A 16,849-nucleotide genomic window follows, 5' to 3' on the forward strand; every position below is an offset into this window, starting at 1 on the left:
AGGTCGAGCCACCGAGACCAGATCACCAAGGAAGTCACATGATCATGTGACGTGGACCCGCCCACCGAGCTCCTAGCGTCTCCGACATCGCCGGACACCCGCCCGGCACCGGGACGAGGAGCTCCGTCATGACCATCACCGCTACCGGCCTCACCAAGGCCGCGGGCGCCGCAGCCGCGGTCGCCGGAGCCATCTTCGTCACCGTCCAGCTCGGCCACCCCTCCACCGGCTCCTTCACCACCGAGACCACCCAGTGGGTGGCCCGCAGCGGCGCCAAGTCCGCGATGGCGGCGCTGGCGCTCGCGGGCATCACCGGCATGTACCTGCGCCAGCACCGCAGGGCCGGCGTCCTCGGCCTGGTCGGCTACCTCGTGTTCGCGGTCGGGTACCTGGCCCTGCTCTCCGTCGAGGTCATCGCCGCCGCCGTCCTGCCCAATCTGGTCGACAGCGAGCCCGGGTTCGTCGACGACGTCGTCGTCGCCGCCAACGGCGGAACGCCGGACGGTGACATCGGCGGAGTGCAGACCCTGCTCGACGTCGCCGGGGCCGGTTACATCGTCGGCGGTCTGGTCTTCGGCATCGCCCTCCTCCGCACCGGCGTCCTCGCCCGGTGGGCGGCCGCCCTGCTCGCCGTCAGCGCCGCCGCCACCGCCGCGCTCGCCGTCCTGCCCGAGTCGTTCAACCGGCCGTTCGCCGTCCCCGCGGGCATCGCGCTCATCGCCTTGGGCGTGTCCCTGTGGCGCAACCCCCGCGATGGACGTCGGACCGGGCCCGCCACGTTCCCCTCGACCACCATGGCCGCCAGCCCGGCCGGGCAGCCCGCAGTCCGATGACCGTGCGACAACGTGCCGCCCGGTCGACCTCCTCCCTGACCTCATCCGGTGGGGGATCACCGCTCCCGCGGGACCAGCGGGCCGGCCAGCCTCGGGGCTGGCCGGCCCCGGCCGCGCTGGTGGCGCTGTCCGCCATCCCGCTCGCGGCCGGCTCGCTCCGGCTCGTCCGGCTCGCCGGCGGACCGACCTGATGCCGGCCGACGACCGGCTCACCGGCTTCCCGGCCGCCCTCGTCGTCCACATCGTCGGCGCCGCAGCGTTCGCGCTGGTGGGCGCGTCCCAGTTCGTGCCCCGCATCCGGCGCCGCCACCCTGCATGGCACCGCCGCGCCGGCCGTCTGGTGATCGCGGCGGGGCTCGCGGTCGCCGGGTCGGCACTGTGGCTGACCCTCTTCTACGAGGCCCGGGCCGGCACCGGGGAGCTGCTCCACGTCCTCCGGCTCGTGTTCGCCGTCGCGATGGCCGCCAGCCTGCTGCTCGGGATCAGCGCGATCCGCCGCCGCGACATCGGCGCCCACCGGGCCTGGATGATCCGGGCCTACGCGATCGGCCTGGCCGCCGGCACCCAGGCGTTCACCGAGGGCATCGCCGAGGCCGTCGTCGGCTCCGGCGAGCTCCGCATGGACCTGGCCACGGGCGCCGGTTGGGTCGTCAACCTCGCCGTCGCCGAATGGGCCATCCGCCGCCTCGCTCGCCGGCGCACCCGCCGCCACCCACGCGGCGCCACCACGATCCACGGCGCGCCAGTGGGGGCACCGACATGACCAGCCCCGCGACGAGCCCCGCCGGCCCGGGCCGGACCCGCCCGACCGCGACCGGCTCCGCGACTCATGAGATCCGGGTCGCGGGGCACCTCGACGATCACTGGGCCGCCACCCTCGACGACCTTGCCCTGGTCCGCCTCGACGACGGCACCACCAGCCTGACCGGGCCGGTCGTCGACCAGGCGCACCTGCACGGTGTCCTCGCCCGGATCCGCGACCTCGGCGCTCCGCTGCTTTCGCTGCGCACCCTCGATCGCGCCGGTACAGCAGCCGCAACCCGATCTGAGACCCAGCCCGGAGTCGGAGCGCCTGGTGCTGGCGACCTCGGTGAGCCCCGGACGCCTGACCCTCCGGCCCGCGGCCACAGTCCACGCCGTCCTCGTGTAGGGACGTCTCCGGTGCACAGTGGACTCGAGTCCCGACCCCGGGTTGCCGATGTGCCCCGGTAGCTCGAGCCGGCCGTCCACGGACAGGCTGTGTCGTCGACCCGCGCCCACTGACACGACCGAGGAGACGCCATGGACCACCTGCGCCGACTGCGGGCCGAGCAGCCCGCCATCTTCTGGGTGCTGGTGGCGCTGGGCCTCTACCTCGGCTTCCAGCTCCTGCTCCCCGTCGTGGGCCTGCTGCTCGGACCGCTCGGGCTGCCGTCGTGGATGCCCATCGTGGTCGTCGTGGGCGGCCTCGTCCTCATCGCCCGGGGCCAGCAGAGGTCCCGGTGAGCACGCCCGCCTCCCCCGCGGCGACGACATGAACTGCCCTGTGCGACAACGGGTCACGACCGGCCAGCGACCGGAGGCCGACGTCCGCAACGTCTTCCTGAGCCGGTGCGCGACAGCCACCCGGGTCCCGGAGCGGCGTCGCGGTGACGTGCCGGGGTCTCGAGCTCGCCCGCCAGCCCTACTACCGGTGGCTGGTCCGCACAGTCACCGCCAGCGAACTGACCCGGGCCTACCGGGCCGACGCGCTGTTCCACGCCCACCGCGACGACCCGGAGTTCGGTAACCGGCTCCTCGTCGATGAAGCCGCTGCGAACGGGCAACCGATGACAGGCCGGACCGCCTGGGCGATCTGCTCGGCCAACCACCGGTGGAGCGCATTCGGCGGACCCCGCCGGGGCGAGGGCGGGCGTCCCGGCCCACCGGTCCACGACGACCAGGTCGACCGCGTCTTCACCGCCGCCGCGCCCGACCAGCTGTGGCTGACCGACATCACCGAGCACCGCACAACGGACCTACCACCGCCGACGCCGACAGGACGCCCTCGGTCGGCTGACGCCCAACGCGTACGAGACCATCACCCACACGCCTGCAGCTCAGGCGGCCTGACCCGACCTGTCACTGATCCGTGCAGCAGTCCCCATCTCCTGCCTCTCGCACGTGGGTCGCCTCGGAGACGAGACGCTCTTCACACGGCTCTGTCGGCACGTCTGGAGATCCTCGTGAACGGAGAGGACGAGCGGCCTTCGCAGGACCGCAGAGGCGTTGGCCCCGGCTGTCAGTCGGGCAGCCCGGCCAGGAACTCCTCCGCCTGCTCGCGCCCCCCGTCGAACAGCCGGCGGATGAACGCCGGCCGGCGGTCCAGCTTGCTGGCCAGGTCGAGGTCGACGCCGAGATCGAGCGTGAGCTCCCGGATCTCGATGCGCCGATAGGGGTCCCCGAGCCGATCGGCCCACTCGTTGACCTTGCCGATGAGGTAGAGCTCCTGCTCCAGCGAGAGGTTGCCGGCCAGCTCGTTGCGCCGGTCCGCGATGTCGCCCACCGTCTTGGGCACGGTGGCCCGGCTGCGCGGGTTGATCCGGATCACCCAGAGCTCCTCCGGGCGGGCATCGGGCAGCTCGCGCACCGGCGGGTTCTGGCTGAACAGCCCGTCCCAGTAGTACCGGCCCTGCTCCTCGACGGCGCGGAAGAGCAGCGGAACGGCGGCCGAGGCGAGCAGGGCGTTGACGGTGATCTCCCCGCGCCGGCTGGAGAAGGCCTGGAAGTCGCCGGTGAGGACGTCGGCGGCGCCGACGAGCAGCAGCGGCTGGTCCTGCGGCGGGGACTCCTGCAGCCGGGCCAGCCGATCGACGTCCACGTGGCGGGTCAGCAGGTCGACGAAGGCGCCGCCGGCGATGTCGGGATAGGCGTAGGGGCTGACCGTCGGCAGTGACACCCGCCCCTCGAGCCGGGCCAGACCGACCAGCCAGGCATTTGCCGCCTTCGCGCTCAGCGTGGTGGCCGCGTTGGCTGCCCAGAAGCGCTCCAGCAGCCGGCCGGCCTCGGCCGCGCCACCGGTCAGCAGGCCGTACCAGGCCAGCAGAGCGCAGACCGCGCCACCCGAGGTACCGGACAGGCCCACGACCCGGTGGTCGGGATCGGCCAGCAGACGCTGCAGCGCTCCTCCGGTGAACGCGGTGTGACTGCCGCCGCCCTGACAGGCGATCGCGACCGTTCTCATCTGTGACGCCTCCCCTGGATCGAGGAGCCCAGCATCTCGCGCCCGGCCGGCTTCCCGGGGCACCAGTGGCCGCCGAGGAGGCCCGCCCCCGGACCGGCTGTCCCTCAGGCCGGATGCGCCCCGCCCGCCAGTAGGTGACCGCAGGCGCTCTCCGTCGGGCTCCGGGGCGAGTAGGTTGGGTACATGCCGCGCTCAGCGGCTTCCGACGGGTCATACAGCGGCCTGGTCGATCTCGGGTGGTCCTGTCAGGGCGACTCACTTCGGGGCCGAGCGCCTCCCTCGGTCAGCCGGACCCCAGAGGCTGGACCGCGATGAGCACCGAAGAGACGTCTCCGGAGCCACTGGACGTGACCGCGGCGTTCACCGAGCTGGGCCGGCTCTCGTTCGACGACATCTCGATGGAGGCCATGCTCCAGCGGGTCGCTGAGTTGGCCGAGCAGGTCATCCCCGGCGTGGCCGAGGCGTCGGTGAGCCTGGTGGTCAACGACAGGGCCACCACCGCCGCCTACACCGGCAAGCTGGCGCTCGATCTCGACGAGTCGCAGTACGGCCGCGGCTACGGCCCGTGCCTGGACGCGGCTGTCGGCGAGGAGATCCGGGAGATCACCGACGCCCGTACAGAGCCCCGCTGGCCCGGCTACACCGAGACGTGCGTCGAACGCGGCTCGCTGAGCTCCCTGTCGGTCCCTATCCCGGTGCGGGAGACCATCAACGGGGCGGTGAACCTGTACGCAATCGAGCCCGATGCTCCCGACGACGACGCCAGAGACGTCGCCCGGGCGTTCGCCTCCTACGCCGCTGTCGCTGTCCACAACATGCACCTCTACGAGAGCACCCGGGAGCTGGCTCAGCACCTGGACACCGCCATGCAGACCCGGGCCGTCATCGAGCAGGCCAAGGGCATCCTGATGAGTCAGCGGCGTTGCGATGCGGCTCAGGCCTTCAACCTCCTTGCGGCCGCCTCGCAGCGGTCCAACCGGAAACTGCGGGACATCGCTCAAGGCCTCGTCGACGGCGTCAGCCGTGACCCTCAGAGCCCGAACCAGGGAGCGTCGTGTCAGGTGGTGACACGCTCGTAGGGGACCTGGCCTCGAAGTCGTGCCTGACCCCGGCCGATCGACGACTGACGAAGACGTTGCATCAGTCGGTCGGTAGGTGGCGGGCGCAGACGAGGGTGACCGCCAGGCGGGCCAGCGCAGTGATCGTGACCGCGGTGCGGTCGTAGCGCAGGGCGAGGTGTTCGTAGGACAGCAGCCAGCCCGGCGTGCGTTCGACGACCCAGCGGTGCCGGCCCAGGCGAGCGCTGGAGTCCCGGCCGATGTGAGCGATCCGCGCGGTGATCCCGCGGTGGCGCAGACAGCGGCGGACCTGCGGGTTGTCAGAGCTCTCGTCGACCACTCCGGCAGCACACCAGGTCCCTCGCCTCGAGCACCGCATGGGCCGCTGGAACCCGTCAGCCCTGCGGGAGGAAGTCGAGAACGCACTCGATCGTCGAGTGCCAGGCGAACGGCACCGCCGCCGCGACATCGCCGGTCGGCGTGTGGCTGCGCACGACCACGCGCATGTCGTCGAAGACGGCGGCGCCGGTGTTCAGCGCAGGCGTCCGCCAGGAGAGCGGGATGCTCCCCGGCGTCGGGAGAGGTCCAGACGGCGGCAGCTCCTCGGTGGTCGCCGTCATGACGACCGGCTTCTCGCCCGCCGCACCGGGGGCCGTCGTTCTCCTCCGCACTCGGGCGTGCCGGAGTCTGCAGTCCTGCGCTGGGAGTCGGCACGGCGGCGGAGGTCGGAGGCGGGCCGCAGCCCAGCTGGGGTCAGGGCAGCCGAGACGTGGCTCGGAGGGCAGGTGGGAGCAGGCCCTGCGAGCGGTCGCTCACAGGGGCGCGGGACCCTGGTCGGCGATCCGTGGCGTCGGCGTCACCAGGTCGCCGGGCACCGCCGACAGCACACCGTCGACGTAGTCCCGCACCGCGGCATGCATGCCCACGTCCCGCCCGGCCGCCTCGGACAGGAACCACCGGTGCTCGAGGATCTCGTGGAAGATCTCGGCGGCGTCCAGCCGGCTGCACAGGTGCGCGGGGATGGCGGCGATCGTGGGCTGGTACCTGTCGGTCAGCCAGCGGATGGCGGCCGCGGTCTCGGAGACCGGGCCGCCCTCCACCTGCTCGAGCCCGGCCCGGTAGCTCGCGATGTCGGCGAGGAGGCGGCGGGCCTGCTTCTCCTGCACGTCCAGCCCGGTCCGGGTGAACAGCGCCCGCCGGCAGTTGCCGGGTTCGGCGACGCGGGTGGTGAGGCGCAGCCGGGTCCCACCGGCGGGGTCGTCGACGAGCTCCATCTCACCGACGTCGAACCCCAGGTCCTGGAGCCTGCGGATGCGCTCGGCGACGCGGAACTGCTGCTGGTCGCGCGGCATCACCTCCTCGCTGGTCAGCTCGGCCCACAGCTGCTCGTACCGCGCCACCAGGTCGGCCGCCGCCAGGGCCGGGTCGAGGTCCTCGGCCAGGGAGCCCCTCTCCCGCAGGTCGGTCAGTTCGCCGACGACCCGCGCATAGGCGACGTCGGTGTCGTGGTCCCGCTGACTCTGCGTCAGGCGCTCGTGCACCTCCCCCGTCTCGGCGTCCACGAGGTAGGCGGCCAGCGTCCCGGCGTCGAACCGGAACAGGGTGTTGGCCAGGGAGCAGTCGCCCCACACGATGCCGGCCAGGTGCAGGCGGACCAGCAGCTCGACCTGGGCGTTCATCACCCGGTCGATCAGGTGCGCGCCCCGCGGGTTGGCGAACAGCGCGAGGAAGGACGCCGAGTAGTCCAGGAAGCGGGTGACCAGCAGCGCCTCCTGGCCACCGGGCCGGTCGACGACGACGCCGATGACCTCGACCGCCGGGATGCCGAGCTCGTGCAGTCGTCGCAGCACCTCGTACTCGCGGCGGGCGGGTTGCTCGGGCAGCTCCTTGACCGCGACCACACGCCCGGCCTCGGCCACGAACCGGACGACGTGGCGCGAGCGCCCGTGCTGCGGGATCTCGACGATCCGGTCGTCGGTCCACTGCGACAGCGGGGTGCCCCAGGGCAGGGTCAGCAGGTCGGCCGCCGCCTCGGCGGGCGGGCTGAACACGAAGCGCATACCGGACCTCCGGTCCTCGGACTCGGCCCTTGCCGCGAGGCTAGCGCGCGGCAGTGCAGCTCCTGCACGATGAGGGCAGCGGGTGGAGGCCCGCCGCTGTCCGCGGACTCCCTCGCTCGGAGGTCGAGGGCCAGGCGTACTGGGGTCGAGCCGCCGTCCGCGGGACCCGGCTCAGCCCGCCGCGGGTGCCCGCAGGCGAGAGAGGAAGACCAGCAGGTTCCCTCGGGAGGGGCGACGGCGAAGACGCCGACTGCTCCCTCACCGATGTACGTCTCCTCGCCCGTCTGCGCTGAGCGCGATCCACGACTCGCGCTCTACGTCGTAAGCCGTGTGACCACCGACAGGACGCGTCGGCGAGAATGCAGGCGCGCGAGGCACCGCGCGTGGAACCGAGTAGGGGGACGTCGGCCGTGGACGACGCCGAGCAGGATCTGCGGCACGGGGACGAAGCCCGGACCGCCCTGCTCGACCTCGCGATCTCCGTTGCGGGCATCGGGACCTTCGACTGGGACCTGACGACCGGAGTGCTCTCCTGGGACGAGCAACTCCTGGAGATGTTCGGCCTCGCGGCCGAGGAGTTCGACGGGACGATCGAGGCGGTGATGCAGTGCTGCCCGACGACGAGACCGGTCCGCCAAGAGCGGGTCACCGCGCCGGGGTGCAGCCAGCGACGATGTGGTGACCCGGAACGCGCAGGCCCCACGTCATCCGACCGGCAGGCACGGTGCGGCACGAGCGCGGCGACCCTCCCGGCGGGGGACTTCGCCGCGGAGCACGCTGCTCTGTCCGCGGGCGCCTCGCCCCCACCTGGCGACGCGCGGCAGCACCCGCGGACAGGGCTCGGTCACTCGTGGAGCCTGCGCAACACGTCGTAGAAGGCCTGCTTGCCCTCGAAGCCGATGCCCGGGATCTCGGTGAGTCCGACTCGGCTGTCGCGGACCACGGCATCGTCGGCGAAGCCGCCGGTGGGCTGGAACTCCCCGGGATAGGACTCGTTACCGCCGAGCTTGAGGGCGGCGGCGATGTGCAGGGAGAACTGGTGGCCGCCGTGCGGGATGCACCGGCGGGAGGACCAGCCGTGCTGGGCGAGCATCTGCTGGGTGCGCAGGTACTCGGTGAGCCCGTAGCTGAGGGCGGGGTCGAACTGCAGGTAGTCCCGGTCCGGGCGCATGCCGCCGTAGCGGATGAGGTTGCGTGCGTCCTGGACGGAGAACAGGTTCTCGCCGGTCGCGATGGGGCCGCTGTAGTGCTCGGACAACACCGCGTTCAGTCGGTAGTCCAGCGGGTCGCCGACCTCCTCGTACCAGAAGAGGCCGTAGGGCTCGATCGCGCGGCCGTACCGCAGCGCGCTGTCCAGGTCGAAGCGGCCGTTGACGTCGACTGCCAGCCGGGAGCCGTCGCCGTCGAGGACGTCCAGGACGGCCTCGATGCGCTTGAGGTCCTCCGACAGGTCCGCGCCGCCGATCTTCATCTTCACGACGCGGTAGCCCTGGTCGAGGAACGCGCGCATCTCGTCCTGCAGGTCGCTCAGACCCTTGCCGGGGGCGTAGTAGCCACCGGCGGCGTACACGAACACCTTGTCGTCGGGCTGCCCGTCGCCGTACCGGTCCGACAGGTACCGGTACAACGGCTGGCCGGCGATCTTCGCGGCCAGGTCGAACAGAGCCATGTCGACGACGCCGACGGCGACGGAACGCTCACCGTGCCCACCGGGCTTCTCGTTGTTCATCATGATCGACCAGGCCCTGGTGGGGTCCAGTTCCCCGGCCTCGTCCAGCAGAGCGTCCGGTTCGGCCGCCGTGAGACGCGGCAGGATCCGCCGACGGAGGATCTCCCCGGCGCTGTAGCGGCCGTTGGAGTTGAAGCCGTAGCCGACCACCGGCTTCCCGTCGCGCACCACGTCGCTGACGATCGCCACGATCGAGCAGTCCATCGAGCTGAAGTCGATCCAGGCGTTGCGGATCGAGGAGCTGATGGGGACGACCCCTTCGTGCACTGACTGGATCCTCACTGCATGTCCTCCGTTCGGGGATGAGATCTGAGCGCTGCGGTAGGCCGCTCGGCGGCGAGGCACTCCACCGTCTCCTGCAACTCGTGAGCCTCGCGGTCGCGCAAGGTCTCGACGAGCATCTGGTGGCCGATGAGCGCACCGGCCTCCTCAGCGAGACGACGCGAGAGGATGAGGTTCCGGCTGGGGTGGGCGTCATCCATGTCGGCCGGGGCGAACACCTGCTGCAGCCCCGGTCGGCGGTGGCGACCAGTGCCCGAACGTCCGGCTCCGCCGCTCATGCGCCCACGCCGGCCGGGGTGCCCACCCGGTCGGGACCGCGCGCGTGTAGCCGGCGGTGTCCGCCGTTCCGCCGAGGTCGGCGGCGCTGACGCCGTCGGCCAGCGCGCCGAAGGCGGCGGCGAGCAGCTCGGCGCTGGCGTCGGGGTGTCCCAGGTGGTCGAGCATCATGGCCGCCGACCAGATGGCGCCCAGCGGGTCGGCCTCGCCCCGCCCGGCGATGTCGGGAGCCGAGCCGTGGACCGGCTCGAACATCGACGGGAACTCGCGCTCGGGGTCGAGGTCGGCCGCCGGCGCGACGCCGATGCTGCCGGCCACCGCGTAGGCGTACTCGACGACGCGGGTGACGCCCTTGCGGGTGATGACCGCCTCCTGCACCGCCAGTTCGTCGGCGGTGCCGCGGCCCAGCCGGCCGCCGATCTCGGAGTACTCGCCCTCGACGTTCCCCCGAACCACGACGAGGTCGACGCCCCCCGCGCCGGCAGAGCGCAGCGGGCTGGGTACGCCGGCGAGCGCTTTGACCGGGCGCAGGTTGACGTACTGCTGGAAGGTGCGCCGGATCGGGATGAGCAGCCCCCACGGGGACACGTGGTCGGGCACGCCAGGCCAGCCGACCGCACCCAACAGCACCGCGTCGTGGTGGCGGATCCGGTCCAGGCCGTCGTCGGGCACCATCGCGCCTTCGGCCAGGTACCGCTCGCAGGACCAGTCGCAGGAGTCGTAGGCGAACTCGATGCCGTGGCGGCGGCCGACGGCGTCGAGCAGCGCCTCAGCGGGCGGCAACACCTCGGCGCCGATGCCATCACCGGGGATGAGGGCGATGCGGTAGCGCGTCATGGGTCCAGTGGACCGGGCTCCGCTTCACAGGTCCAAGACATGGATCTTCGCTCCTCGACAGGCTGCGCCTATCAGCCGGACGGGTCGCCGAGCGCCTGCGTCAGCTCGAGGAAGGCCGCGGCGGCCGGGCTGAGCCGGCCTGACCGGTACACCAGCGACACCTGCAGGACGTCGGGGCAGTCCAGCGCGCGGACGGCTGCACCGGCCGACCGGGCGAGTGCCTGCCACGAGTCAGGGACGATGGCGATCCCGACCCCTGTCAACACAAGCGGCAACACCGCCTCCCGGTGCTCCACCTCGACCGCGAACCGGATGTCGGAGGCCTGCAGGCGCACCGTGTCAGCCACCCGGCGCATCCCGGTCCCCTGCTGGCCGACGATGAGCGCGCGGCCGGCGAGATCGGCCGGGCGCACGGGGTCCCCGGCCGGCAGTGCCGCCGCGTCCTTCGCCAGGAGGGCGAAGCGCTGGGTCTCCAGGTGCAGGACCTTCAGCTCCGGCGACGCCGGCGCGGAGGGAGCGGTGGCCACCAGCCCGAGTTCGGCGGCGCCGGTGGCGAGCATCTCCTGCACGTCGGTGGGCGTGCTCGCTCCGCGGACGGTGAGCTGCACCAACGGATGGCGGCCAGCGAAGGCGGCGATCATGCCGGTGAGCGGGCTGACCGACTGCGAGGGCATCGTCGCGATGATCAACTCACCGCCCAGCAGGCCCTCGACGGCCTCCACGGTCGCCCGGCCCAGGTCCAGTCCGCGCATCACCTCGCGGGCAGGACCGATCAGTGCCCGTCCGGCAGCGGTGAGCACCAGACGCCGTCCGGTGCGGTGGAACAGCTGGCTGCCCAGGTCCCGCTCCAGCACCCGCAGCGCCTGGGAGACCGAGGGCTGGGCGACGTAGAGCTGCTCGGCCGCCCGGTGCACGCTGCCGGCGTCGACCACGGCGAGGAAGTACCGCAGCTGCCGGGTGTCCACGGTCCACCTCCGCTGACAGGGGACGCCCATCACCTTGCCAGCGACCTGATCCTCGACCGATACGCGCCTGGGCGGTCTCACTGGCTTCCGATGTAACGGGCGGCACAAAGCGTCGTCGGCGCGCCCAGTCCCCGAGGGGGGCACCGTGTCCGATGCCTGGCCTCGAGGAGGCTCCGAGACTGTGCCCTCCTTCGCTGACCCCGACTCCCCGGAGTGCCCCGACCAGAGAGTGAGGACCTACTTCCGCAACGTCTTGTCAGTGGTGCCGACCCCTGTTGACCGCTGACCACCGGGTGAGACGTCACCTTCGACCGGTGCCTGTGGCACGGTTGAGGCATGACCTCAACGGGCGCCGGTCCGTTGACACGACTGCAGCGCGTCGCCGTGGACGACGATCCTGAACTGCAGTCCGCCGACAGGAGCGAGGCCCCACGACGACGTGGTGGACGTCGAATCGATCGGTGGACGATCGGGCACTCGTGGCTTCGCGCGGTCGCCGCTCACCGCGGACCGGGCAGGCCTGCACGACACGCGTCAGCGTCCGGTCCGGCGACCGTGGCCACCGGGATCGCGGTCCACGACCCGGGCGGCGGCGGAGTCGGAGGGAGCGGTCCGTCGGCGCTCCGGCATGCGTCCGACGAGGTCAGCCGATAGTTTCCACGCCTCCAGCGGTACGTCATGGAGGCGTGGATGGCCGAACCTCGTTCCATCTGCTTCTACACGCCCTCGATGGACCCCTCGGGCATGGGGGCGCACATGCTCGACCTCGTCGCCGCGTTCGCCGGCACGGTGGATGTGTCGGTGATGGCGCGCGCGGTCCCCAGGACGCAGTGGCTGCTGGACCGGGCCGAGGAACTGGGCGCGAGGACGCTGTCGCTGCCGTCTCCGCGCGACCCGCGGTTCGGGCCCCGGGTCACCGGGTTCCTCGCGGCGCACCCGGCCGACGTCTTCCACTGCCACGTCGGGACCGGCAGTGAGAACTGGGACGGGGTCCGGCTGGGCCGGAGCGCCGGGTGCCCGGTGGTGGTGCAGACCCAGCACCTGCCCTACGCGCTCTCCTCCCCGCGCAGGCGGCAGGCCTACTTCTCCGCGATCGCGCCGGTGGACCGGCTCGTCGCGGTCTCCGCCGGGCTGCGCCGGACGTACGAGCGGATCGGGGTGCCCGCTGAGCTCTTCACCACGGTGGCGAACGGGATCGCCCCGCTGGCCCGGCGGATGCCGCGGGCGGAGGCACGGCGCGCCCTGGGGCTGGACGCCGAGCAGCCGGTGGTGCTGACCGTGGGCAGGCTCACCCACATGAAGGCCCAATGGCAGCTGGTCGACGCGGTGCCGGATCTGGTCGCCCGCTTCCCGCGGCTGGCGGTCGTCCTGCTCGGCGACGGGCCGCTGCGGGAGGCGCTCGTCGAGCAGGCGGGTGCACTCGGTGTGGCCTCCGCCGTGCGGTTCGCCGGGCACCGTCCCGACGCCCGGCTGCTGCTGGCCGCAGCCGACGTGTTCGTCCTGCCGTCGAGGTACGAGGGGATGTCCCTGGCCGCGCTGGAGGCGATGGAGGCCGGGCTGCCGGTGGTGGCCACCCGTGTGGTCGGCAGTGAGGAGATGGTCGTGGACGGCGTGACCGGAGCGCTCGTGCGGTTCGGACGCCCGGCCGAGCTCGCCGCCGCGCTGGCGCGGCTGCTCGCCGACCCGGGGCTGCGCCGCCGGCAGGGCGCCGCCGGGCGGTGCCGGTACCTGGCCGGTTTCACCCGGGACCGGATGGCGCGGGAGACGGCGGTGGTCTACGAGGAACTGCTCGAGGCGGCGCTGCGGCCGGCGCTGACCGGGAGCCGGTCGTGACGCGGCTGCGGGTGGCCTGCGTGGGCACCGGGTTCATCGCCGGGCAGCACCTCCGCGCGCTCTCCGGGATGACCGACGTCGAGATCGTGGCGGTCGCCGACACGCAGCCCGAGCGCGCGGAGCAGGTCGCGAGCTCCTACGACGCCCGCTCCTACGACGACGGCCTGACCCTGCTGGAGACCGAAGAGCTCGACGCGGTCTGGCTGTGCGTGCCGCCGTTCGCGCACGGCGCCCTGGAGGCGGCCGTGATCGCCCGCGGGCTGCCGTTCTTCGTGGAGAAGCCCCTGGCGCTGGACCTGCCGACGGCGCAGGGGATCGCCGACCGGCTGGCCGGCAGCGGGCTGACCACCGCCGTCGGCTACCACTGGCGGCACCTCGACGTCGTCGAGCGGGCGCGCGAGCTGCTCGCCGGGACGCCCGCCCAGCTGGTGACCGGCTACTGGTGGGACAGGACACCGCGCGTGCCGTGGTGGCCCCGGCGGGAGTACTCCGGCGGGCAGGTGGTCGAGCAGACGACGCACATCTTCGACCTGGCCCGCCACCTCGCCGGGGAGGTCGAGACGGTGACCGCGGCCGAGCGGGCCGCCCCCGACGGCGTGGAGGACGTGCCCACGGCTTCGTCGTCGCTCCTGCGGTTCGTCTCCGGCGCGGTCGGGAGCATCTCCTCGGCGCGCGTCCTGGGCGGGCGGCACCGGGTCGCGCTGCACGTCGTCGCGGACGGTCTCGTGATCGAGGTGTCCGAGCGCGGCCTGACCGACCACGAGCTGCACGTGGGGACGGCGGACGGCGTGGAGGTGCTGCGGTCCGAGCAGGACCCGATCGCCGCCGAGGACCGCGAGTTCGTCGACGTCCTGCTCGGCCGGGCGCCGCGGACCCGCGTCCCGTACTCCGAGGCGCTGCGCTCGCACGCCCTGGCCTGCGCCGCGGACCGCTCCGCCTGGGAGGGGACGCCGGTGCGCCCCACGGACGGGCGGGCCTGACCCACCGCGGTCACCCGGACTCCTCACGAGGGCCGGGGTGGCCACGACCCAGCCGAGCCAGGAGCGTGCCCGGATGGTCCGTGATCACCGCGTCGACCCCGAGCGACAGCACGAACTCCACGTCCTGCGGCCGGTTCACCGTCCAGACGTGGACCTCCGCACCTGCCCTGTGCGCCGCGCCGACGTAGGACGGCACCCGGCGGAGCAGGCCCACGGAGGGTCCAACCGCGGTGTTCGCCGGCGGCAGCCCGGTGAAGCGCGTCCACGGCGTCATCGGCCCCACCAACTGGACGGTGGGCACGCCGCGGGCGAGGGCGCGCACCCGGCGCAGCGCCGCCGGCGAGAAGCTCATGACCCGCACCGCCGGGCGGCCCGCCCACTCGACGGGCCGGTCACCGCCGAGCAGACCGAACCGGCGCAGCGCGGCCACGAGCGCGGACTCCACCCGGATCGAGTGCCGGGTGGGGTGCTTGGTCTCGATGGCCAACCGGACACCGCTGGGCGTACTCGTCACGTACTCCAGCAGCCGCTCCAGCGTCAGCAGGCGCCCCGGGTCCTCCACCGACGGCTCCTCGTCGGACTCCTCCGCGACATGCCGGATCCGCCGCCGCCGGGACGCCGCCGCAGCGCGTCCGAAGTCGAACCTCTCCAGCTCGGCCAGGTCCAGAGCCGAGATCACGCCGCGGCCGGTCGAGGTGCGGTCGACGCGCCGGTCGTGAACGCACACCAGTTCGCCGTCGCGAGTCATCCGCACGTCGCACTCCACGGCGTCCGCACCGAGCCGGACGGCGTGCCGGTAGGCCGCCAAGGTGTGTTCCGGTTCGTCCGCGGAGGCCCCACGATGGGCCACGACCTCGACGCCGCCCCACGGGGAGCCGTGCACTGCCATCACCCGGCCACGGTCTCTGCTCAGCCCCCCGGCGCTGCGGCACCGCCGGTGCACGACGGCCCGCGCCAGCGACGAACACCAGTTTAGGGACGCTCCCCCGCCCCGGCCATCACAGCGCGCGCTCGATCACAGCAGATGGCCGACCGGACGCGCCGCACGCGGCGGGCGGCTGCTCACGTCTGCGCGGCCGGGTCCTCGCCGGGGAGCGGCACGGCGTCGTGCGGCGGCGTCGCGGCGAGGTCGCTGCCTGCCAGGTGCTCGGCGTCGTTGAACGAGACCAGCGTCCACTCCGGCTCACCGGCGGAGGAGGGCCGGTGCCGCCAGTGGGTGAGGCTGGTGTTCCGCGGCGCGCAGTCCACCCGGTTGCCGCTCGCGCCCAGGCCGAACGCCAGCGCGAACGACGCCTCCACGACCCCCGCGTGACACACCGCCACCACCGTCTCGTCCCGGTGCCGGGCGACCAGCCGGGACAGCGCGCCGCCCGCTCGGGCCAGGAACGTCGCCCAGCTCTCGCCGCCCGGGGAGAACTCCCGGTAGGGGTCCCGCGTCGCCGGCGGCTCCTCACCGACGCGGTACCGCGTCCGCCACTGCTCCACCGTCAGCCCGTCTGCCTCCCCGGGACGCAACTCGTGCAGCCCGTCGTCGTGCTGCACGGGCAGTCCCAGCGCCCGCGCGACGTACTCGGCGGTCTCCAGCGCCCGCGGCAGGGTGCTGGAGACCAGCCGGTCGGCGTGCACCGGCCGGTCCAGCAGTCGCTCCTGTAGCAGGCGGGCCTGCTCGCGCCCTCGCGCAGTGAGGCCCGCGTCGCCGTGCATCCCGCCGATCACCGGCTCGACGTTCGCCACGGCCTCGCCGTGCCGCACCAGGTACAACTCCGTCGCCACCCGGACCTCCCCCGGGAGCCCCCGCGGCTCCGCCGGGACAGCGTGTCCCACCGCGCGGTGCACTGCCGCGGCCGGGCCCTTCAGCCGCCCTTGCGGCGGGCGAACACCACACCGGCCACCTCGGCGGCGCCGGCTTCCAGCAGCACCCGTGCCATCTCCCGCAGGGAGAATCCCTCCGAGTACACGTCGTCGAAGACCAGGATCCGCCGTCCCACGACCCGCTCGGGCTCCGGAACCGACAGCGCGGATCGCAACTCGCCCTCGGCGATCCTCCGGCGCTCCGCCGGGCTGATGCCGAGGAACCGCCCGGTGGGACCCGACTTCGCGATCAGGCCCGGGGCGAACGGCCACCCCGGCCCGTGACGCCGGGCCTCTTCGACGATCACCTGCAGGTAGTCCCACAGCCGGTGCGCCCGCGGACCGACGTAGATGGCGCCGGTCGTGATCAGGTCGTAGCCGGCCAGCTCCTCCCGGTTGTCCTCGAGGAAGCCGACGAGGATGCGCCCCAGCACCTCGGCCAGGTCGCGCTCCTCCCCGTACTTGAACCGGTAGACGGCGCGCCACATCTCCTCCGCCCTGTCCGACACGGTGTACAGGCGGGAGAAGTAGCGGTCGTCGACACCGCACACCGTGTTGGGACACGAGCCGTGGTCATCGACGACCTGACCGCAGACCACGCAGGCCGGCCTGTCGGGTGCCGCACCGCCGGCGACAGTGCACGCGAAGCACACCGCCGGGGTCCCCGCCACCCGGTAGGCACACGAGGCGCAGGCGTCGAGACCCGCGGGCGCCGGCTCGAGCGCCTCCAGGTCGATGGGCATCGTCACCTCTGCAGATGGCCGGGAGCAGGCAGTCGGGCAGGCGGACTCTAGGGCACTGAGTCCCGAGCAAGCGCGCCTCTCCTGGAGTGCGCCGACCGCCGCCCGCACAGCCGCCCGGGCTCGTTCGCGGCGATGTGCGGCGCTCGCCGGGTCGGCCGGGCTCCCAGCGGCGCACCGGCTCGCCGCTGGGCTGTCCGGTG

General features: G+C 73.0%; 18 protein-coding genes and 1 pseudogene. 8 read left to right on the forward strand and 11 right to left on the reverse strand.

The window, feature by feature from the left end:
- Positions 1–128: 128 nt before the first annotated feature.
- The 4 genes from ABQ292_RS03100 to ABQ292_RS03110 all read left to right on the forward strand — a co-directional run bounded on the left by ABQ292_RS03100 (position 129) and on the right by ABQ292_RS03110 (position 2,318).
- Complete coding sequence (locus tag ABQ292_RS03100; RefSeq protein ID WP_369203104.1) at positions 129–833, forward strand: hypothetical protein; 705 nt, start codon at positions 129–131, stop codon at positions 831–833.
- 190 nt (positions 834–1,023) lie between these two features.
- Entirely contained in the window at positions 1,024–1,596 is a 573-nt protein-coding gene (locus ABQ292_RS03105) for a DUF2306 domain-containing protein (RefSeq protein ID WP_369203106.1), read from the forward strand.
- Positions 1,593–2,045 carry a DUF8691 family protein gene (locus tag ABQ292_RS26730; protein WP_499802700.1) on the forward strand — a complete coding sequence of 151 codons (453 nt, stop codon included), beginning with the start codon at positions 1,593–1,595 and terminating at the stop codon, positions 2,043–2,045. Before ABQ292_RS03105 ends, ABQ292_RS26730 begins: the two co-directional genes overlap by 4 nt.
- Before the next feature lie 69 nt (positions 2,046–2,114).
- Positions 2,115–2,318, forward strand: coding sequence for a hypothetical protein (locus ABQ292_RS03110; RefSeq protein WP_369203108.1), 204 nt, complete (start codon positions 2,115–2,117; stop codon positions 2,316–2,318).
- Between the two features lie 775 nt (positions 2,319–3,093).
- Here the strand turns inward: ABQ292_RS03110 and ABQ292_RS03115 are convergent.
- Positions 3,094–4,035, reverse strand: a complete 942-nt coding sequence (locus ABQ292_RS03115; RefSeq protein WP_369203110.1) for a patatin-like phospholipase family protein — start codon at positions 4,033–4,035, stop codon at positions 3,094–3,096.
- Between the two features lie 311 nt (positions 4,036–4,346).
- On the opposite strand from ABQ292_RS03115, the gene ABQ292_RS03120 reads away from it, so the two are divergent.
- Positions 4,347–5,114 carry a GAF and ANTAR domain-containing protein gene (locus ABQ292_RS03120; protein ID WP_369203112.1) on the forward strand — a complete coding sequence of 256 codons (768 nt, stop codon included), beginning with the start codon at positions 4,347–4,349 and terminating at the stop codon, positions 5,112–5,114.
- Between the two features lie 61 nt (positions 5,115–5,175).
- Here the strand turns inward: ABQ292_RS03120 and ABQ292_RS03125 are convergent.
- From ABQ292_RS03125 to ABQ292_RS03135, 3 genes and pseudogenes are all read right to left on the reverse strand, one after another.
- Positions 5,176–5,427: pseudogene (locus ABQ292_RS03125) on the reverse strand (transposase); the annotation flags it as partial.
- 61 nt (positions 5,428–5,488) lie between these two features.
- Positions 5,489–5,713, reverse strand: a complete 225-nt coding sequence (locus tag ABQ292_RS03130; protein WP_369203114.1) for a hypothetical protein — start codon at positions 5,711–5,713, stop codon at positions 5,489–5,491.
- A gap of 192 nt (positions 5,714–5,905) precedes the next feature.
- Positions 5,906–7,153, reverse strand: a complete 1,248-nt coding sequence (locus ABQ292_RS03135; RefSeq protein WP_369203116.1) for a DUF4032 domain-containing protein — start codon at positions 7,151–7,153, stop codon at positions 5,906–5,908.
- Between the two features lie 410 nt (positions 7,154–7,563).
- Here ABQ292_RS03135 and ABQ292_RS03140 point away from each other — a divergent pair, with 410 nt between their 5' ends.
- A complete protein-coding gene (locus tag ABQ292_RS03140) occupies positions 7,564–8,028 on the forward strand; it encodes a hypothetical protein (RefSeq protein WP_369203118.1) in 465 nt (154 codons plus the stop codon).
- Here the strand turns inward: ABQ292_RS03140 and ABQ292_RS03145 are convergent.
- The 4 genes from ABQ292_RS03145 to ABQ292_RS03160 form a co-directional block, all read right to left on the reverse strand.
- The gene (locus ABQ292_RS03145; RefSeq protein ID WP_369203120.1) at positions 7,998–9,164 is read right to left on the reverse strand and encodes a mandelate racemase/muconate lactonizing enzyme family protein; all 1,167 of its coding nucleotides are present in this window, start codon (positions 9,162–9,164) and stop codon (positions 7,998–8,000) included. The two genes, ABQ292_RS03140 and ABQ292_RS03145, sit on opposite strands and share 31 nt — an antisense overlap.
- On the reverse strand, positions 9,161–9,382 hold the full coding sequence (locus ABQ292_RS03150; RefSeq protein WP_369203122.1) for a hypothetical protein: 222 nt from the start codon (positions 9,380–9,382) through the stop codon (positions 9,161–9,163). The genes ABQ292_RS03145 and ABQ292_RS03150 overlap by 4 nt, the downstream gene beginning before the upstream one ends.
- Positions 9,357–10,277 carry an isocitrate/isopropylmalate family dehydrogenase gene (locus ABQ292_RS03155; RefSeq protein ID WP_369203124.1) on the reverse strand — a complete coding sequence of 307 codons (921 nt, stop codon included), beginning with the start codon at positions 10,275–10,277 and terminating at the stop codon, positions 9,357–9,359. The genes ABQ292_RS03150 and ABQ292_RS03155 overlap by 26 nt, the downstream gene beginning before the upstream one ends.
- 71 nt (positions 10,278–10,348) lie before the next feature.
- Positions 10,349–11,242, reverse strand: a complete 894-nt coding sequence (locus ABQ292_RS03160; RefSeq protein ID WP_369203126.1) for a LysR family transcriptional regulator — start codon at positions 11,240–11,242, stop codon at positions 10,349–10,351.
- Positions 11,243–11,932: 690 nt separating this feature from the next.
- Between ABQ292_RS03160 and ABQ292_RS03165 the strand changes: the two genes are divergently transcribed.
- Positions 11,933–13,075 (forward strand): glycosyltransferase family 4 protein, encoded by a 1,143-nt coding sequence (locus ABQ292_RS03165; protein WP_369203128.1) that lies wholly within the window; start codon positions 11,933–11,935, stop codon positions 13,073–13,075.
- On the forward strand, positions 13,072–14,055 hold the full coding sequence (locus ABQ292_RS03170; RefSeq protein WP_369203130.1) for a Gfo/Idh/MocA family protein: 984 nt from the start codon (positions 13,072–13,074) through the stop codon (positions 14,053–14,055). The genes ABQ292_RS03165 and ABQ292_RS03170 overlap by 4 nt, the downstream gene beginning before the upstream one ends.
- A 10-nt stretch (positions 14,056–14,065) precedes the next feature.
- Here ABQ292_RS03170 and ABQ292_RS03175 read toward each other — a convergent pair whose 3' ends face one another.
- From ABQ292_RS03175 to ABQ292_RS03185, 3 genes are all read right to left on the reverse strand, one after another.
- Positions 14,066–14,944 carry a glycerophosphodiester phosphodiesterase gene (locus ABQ292_RS03175; RefSeq protein ID WP_369203165.1) on the reverse strand — a complete coding sequence of 293 codons (879 nt, stop codon included), beginning with the start codon at positions 14,942–14,944 and terminating at the stop codon, positions 14,066–14,068.
- A gap of 173 nt (positions 14,945–15,117) precedes the next feature.
- Entirely contained in the window at positions 15,118–15,828 is a 711-nt protein-coding gene (locus tag ABQ292_RS03180) for a histidine phosphatase family protein (protein ID WP_369203132.1), read from the reverse strand.
- Positions 15,829–15,908: 80 nt separating this feature from the next.
- Positions 15,909–16,649 (reverse strand): ComF family protein, encoded by a 741-nt coding sequence (locus tag ABQ292_RS03185; protein WP_369203134.1) that lies wholly within the window; start codon positions 16,647–16,649, stop codon positions 15,909–15,911.
- Positions 16,650–16,849: the final 200 nt, after the last annotated feature.

The sequence above is a fragment of the Geodermatophilus maliterrae genome, from assembly GCF_041018925.1.
Classification (GTDB): Bacteria; Actinomycetota; Actinomycetes; order Mycobacteriales; family Geodermatophilaceae; genus Geodermatophilus; species Geodermatophilus maliterrae.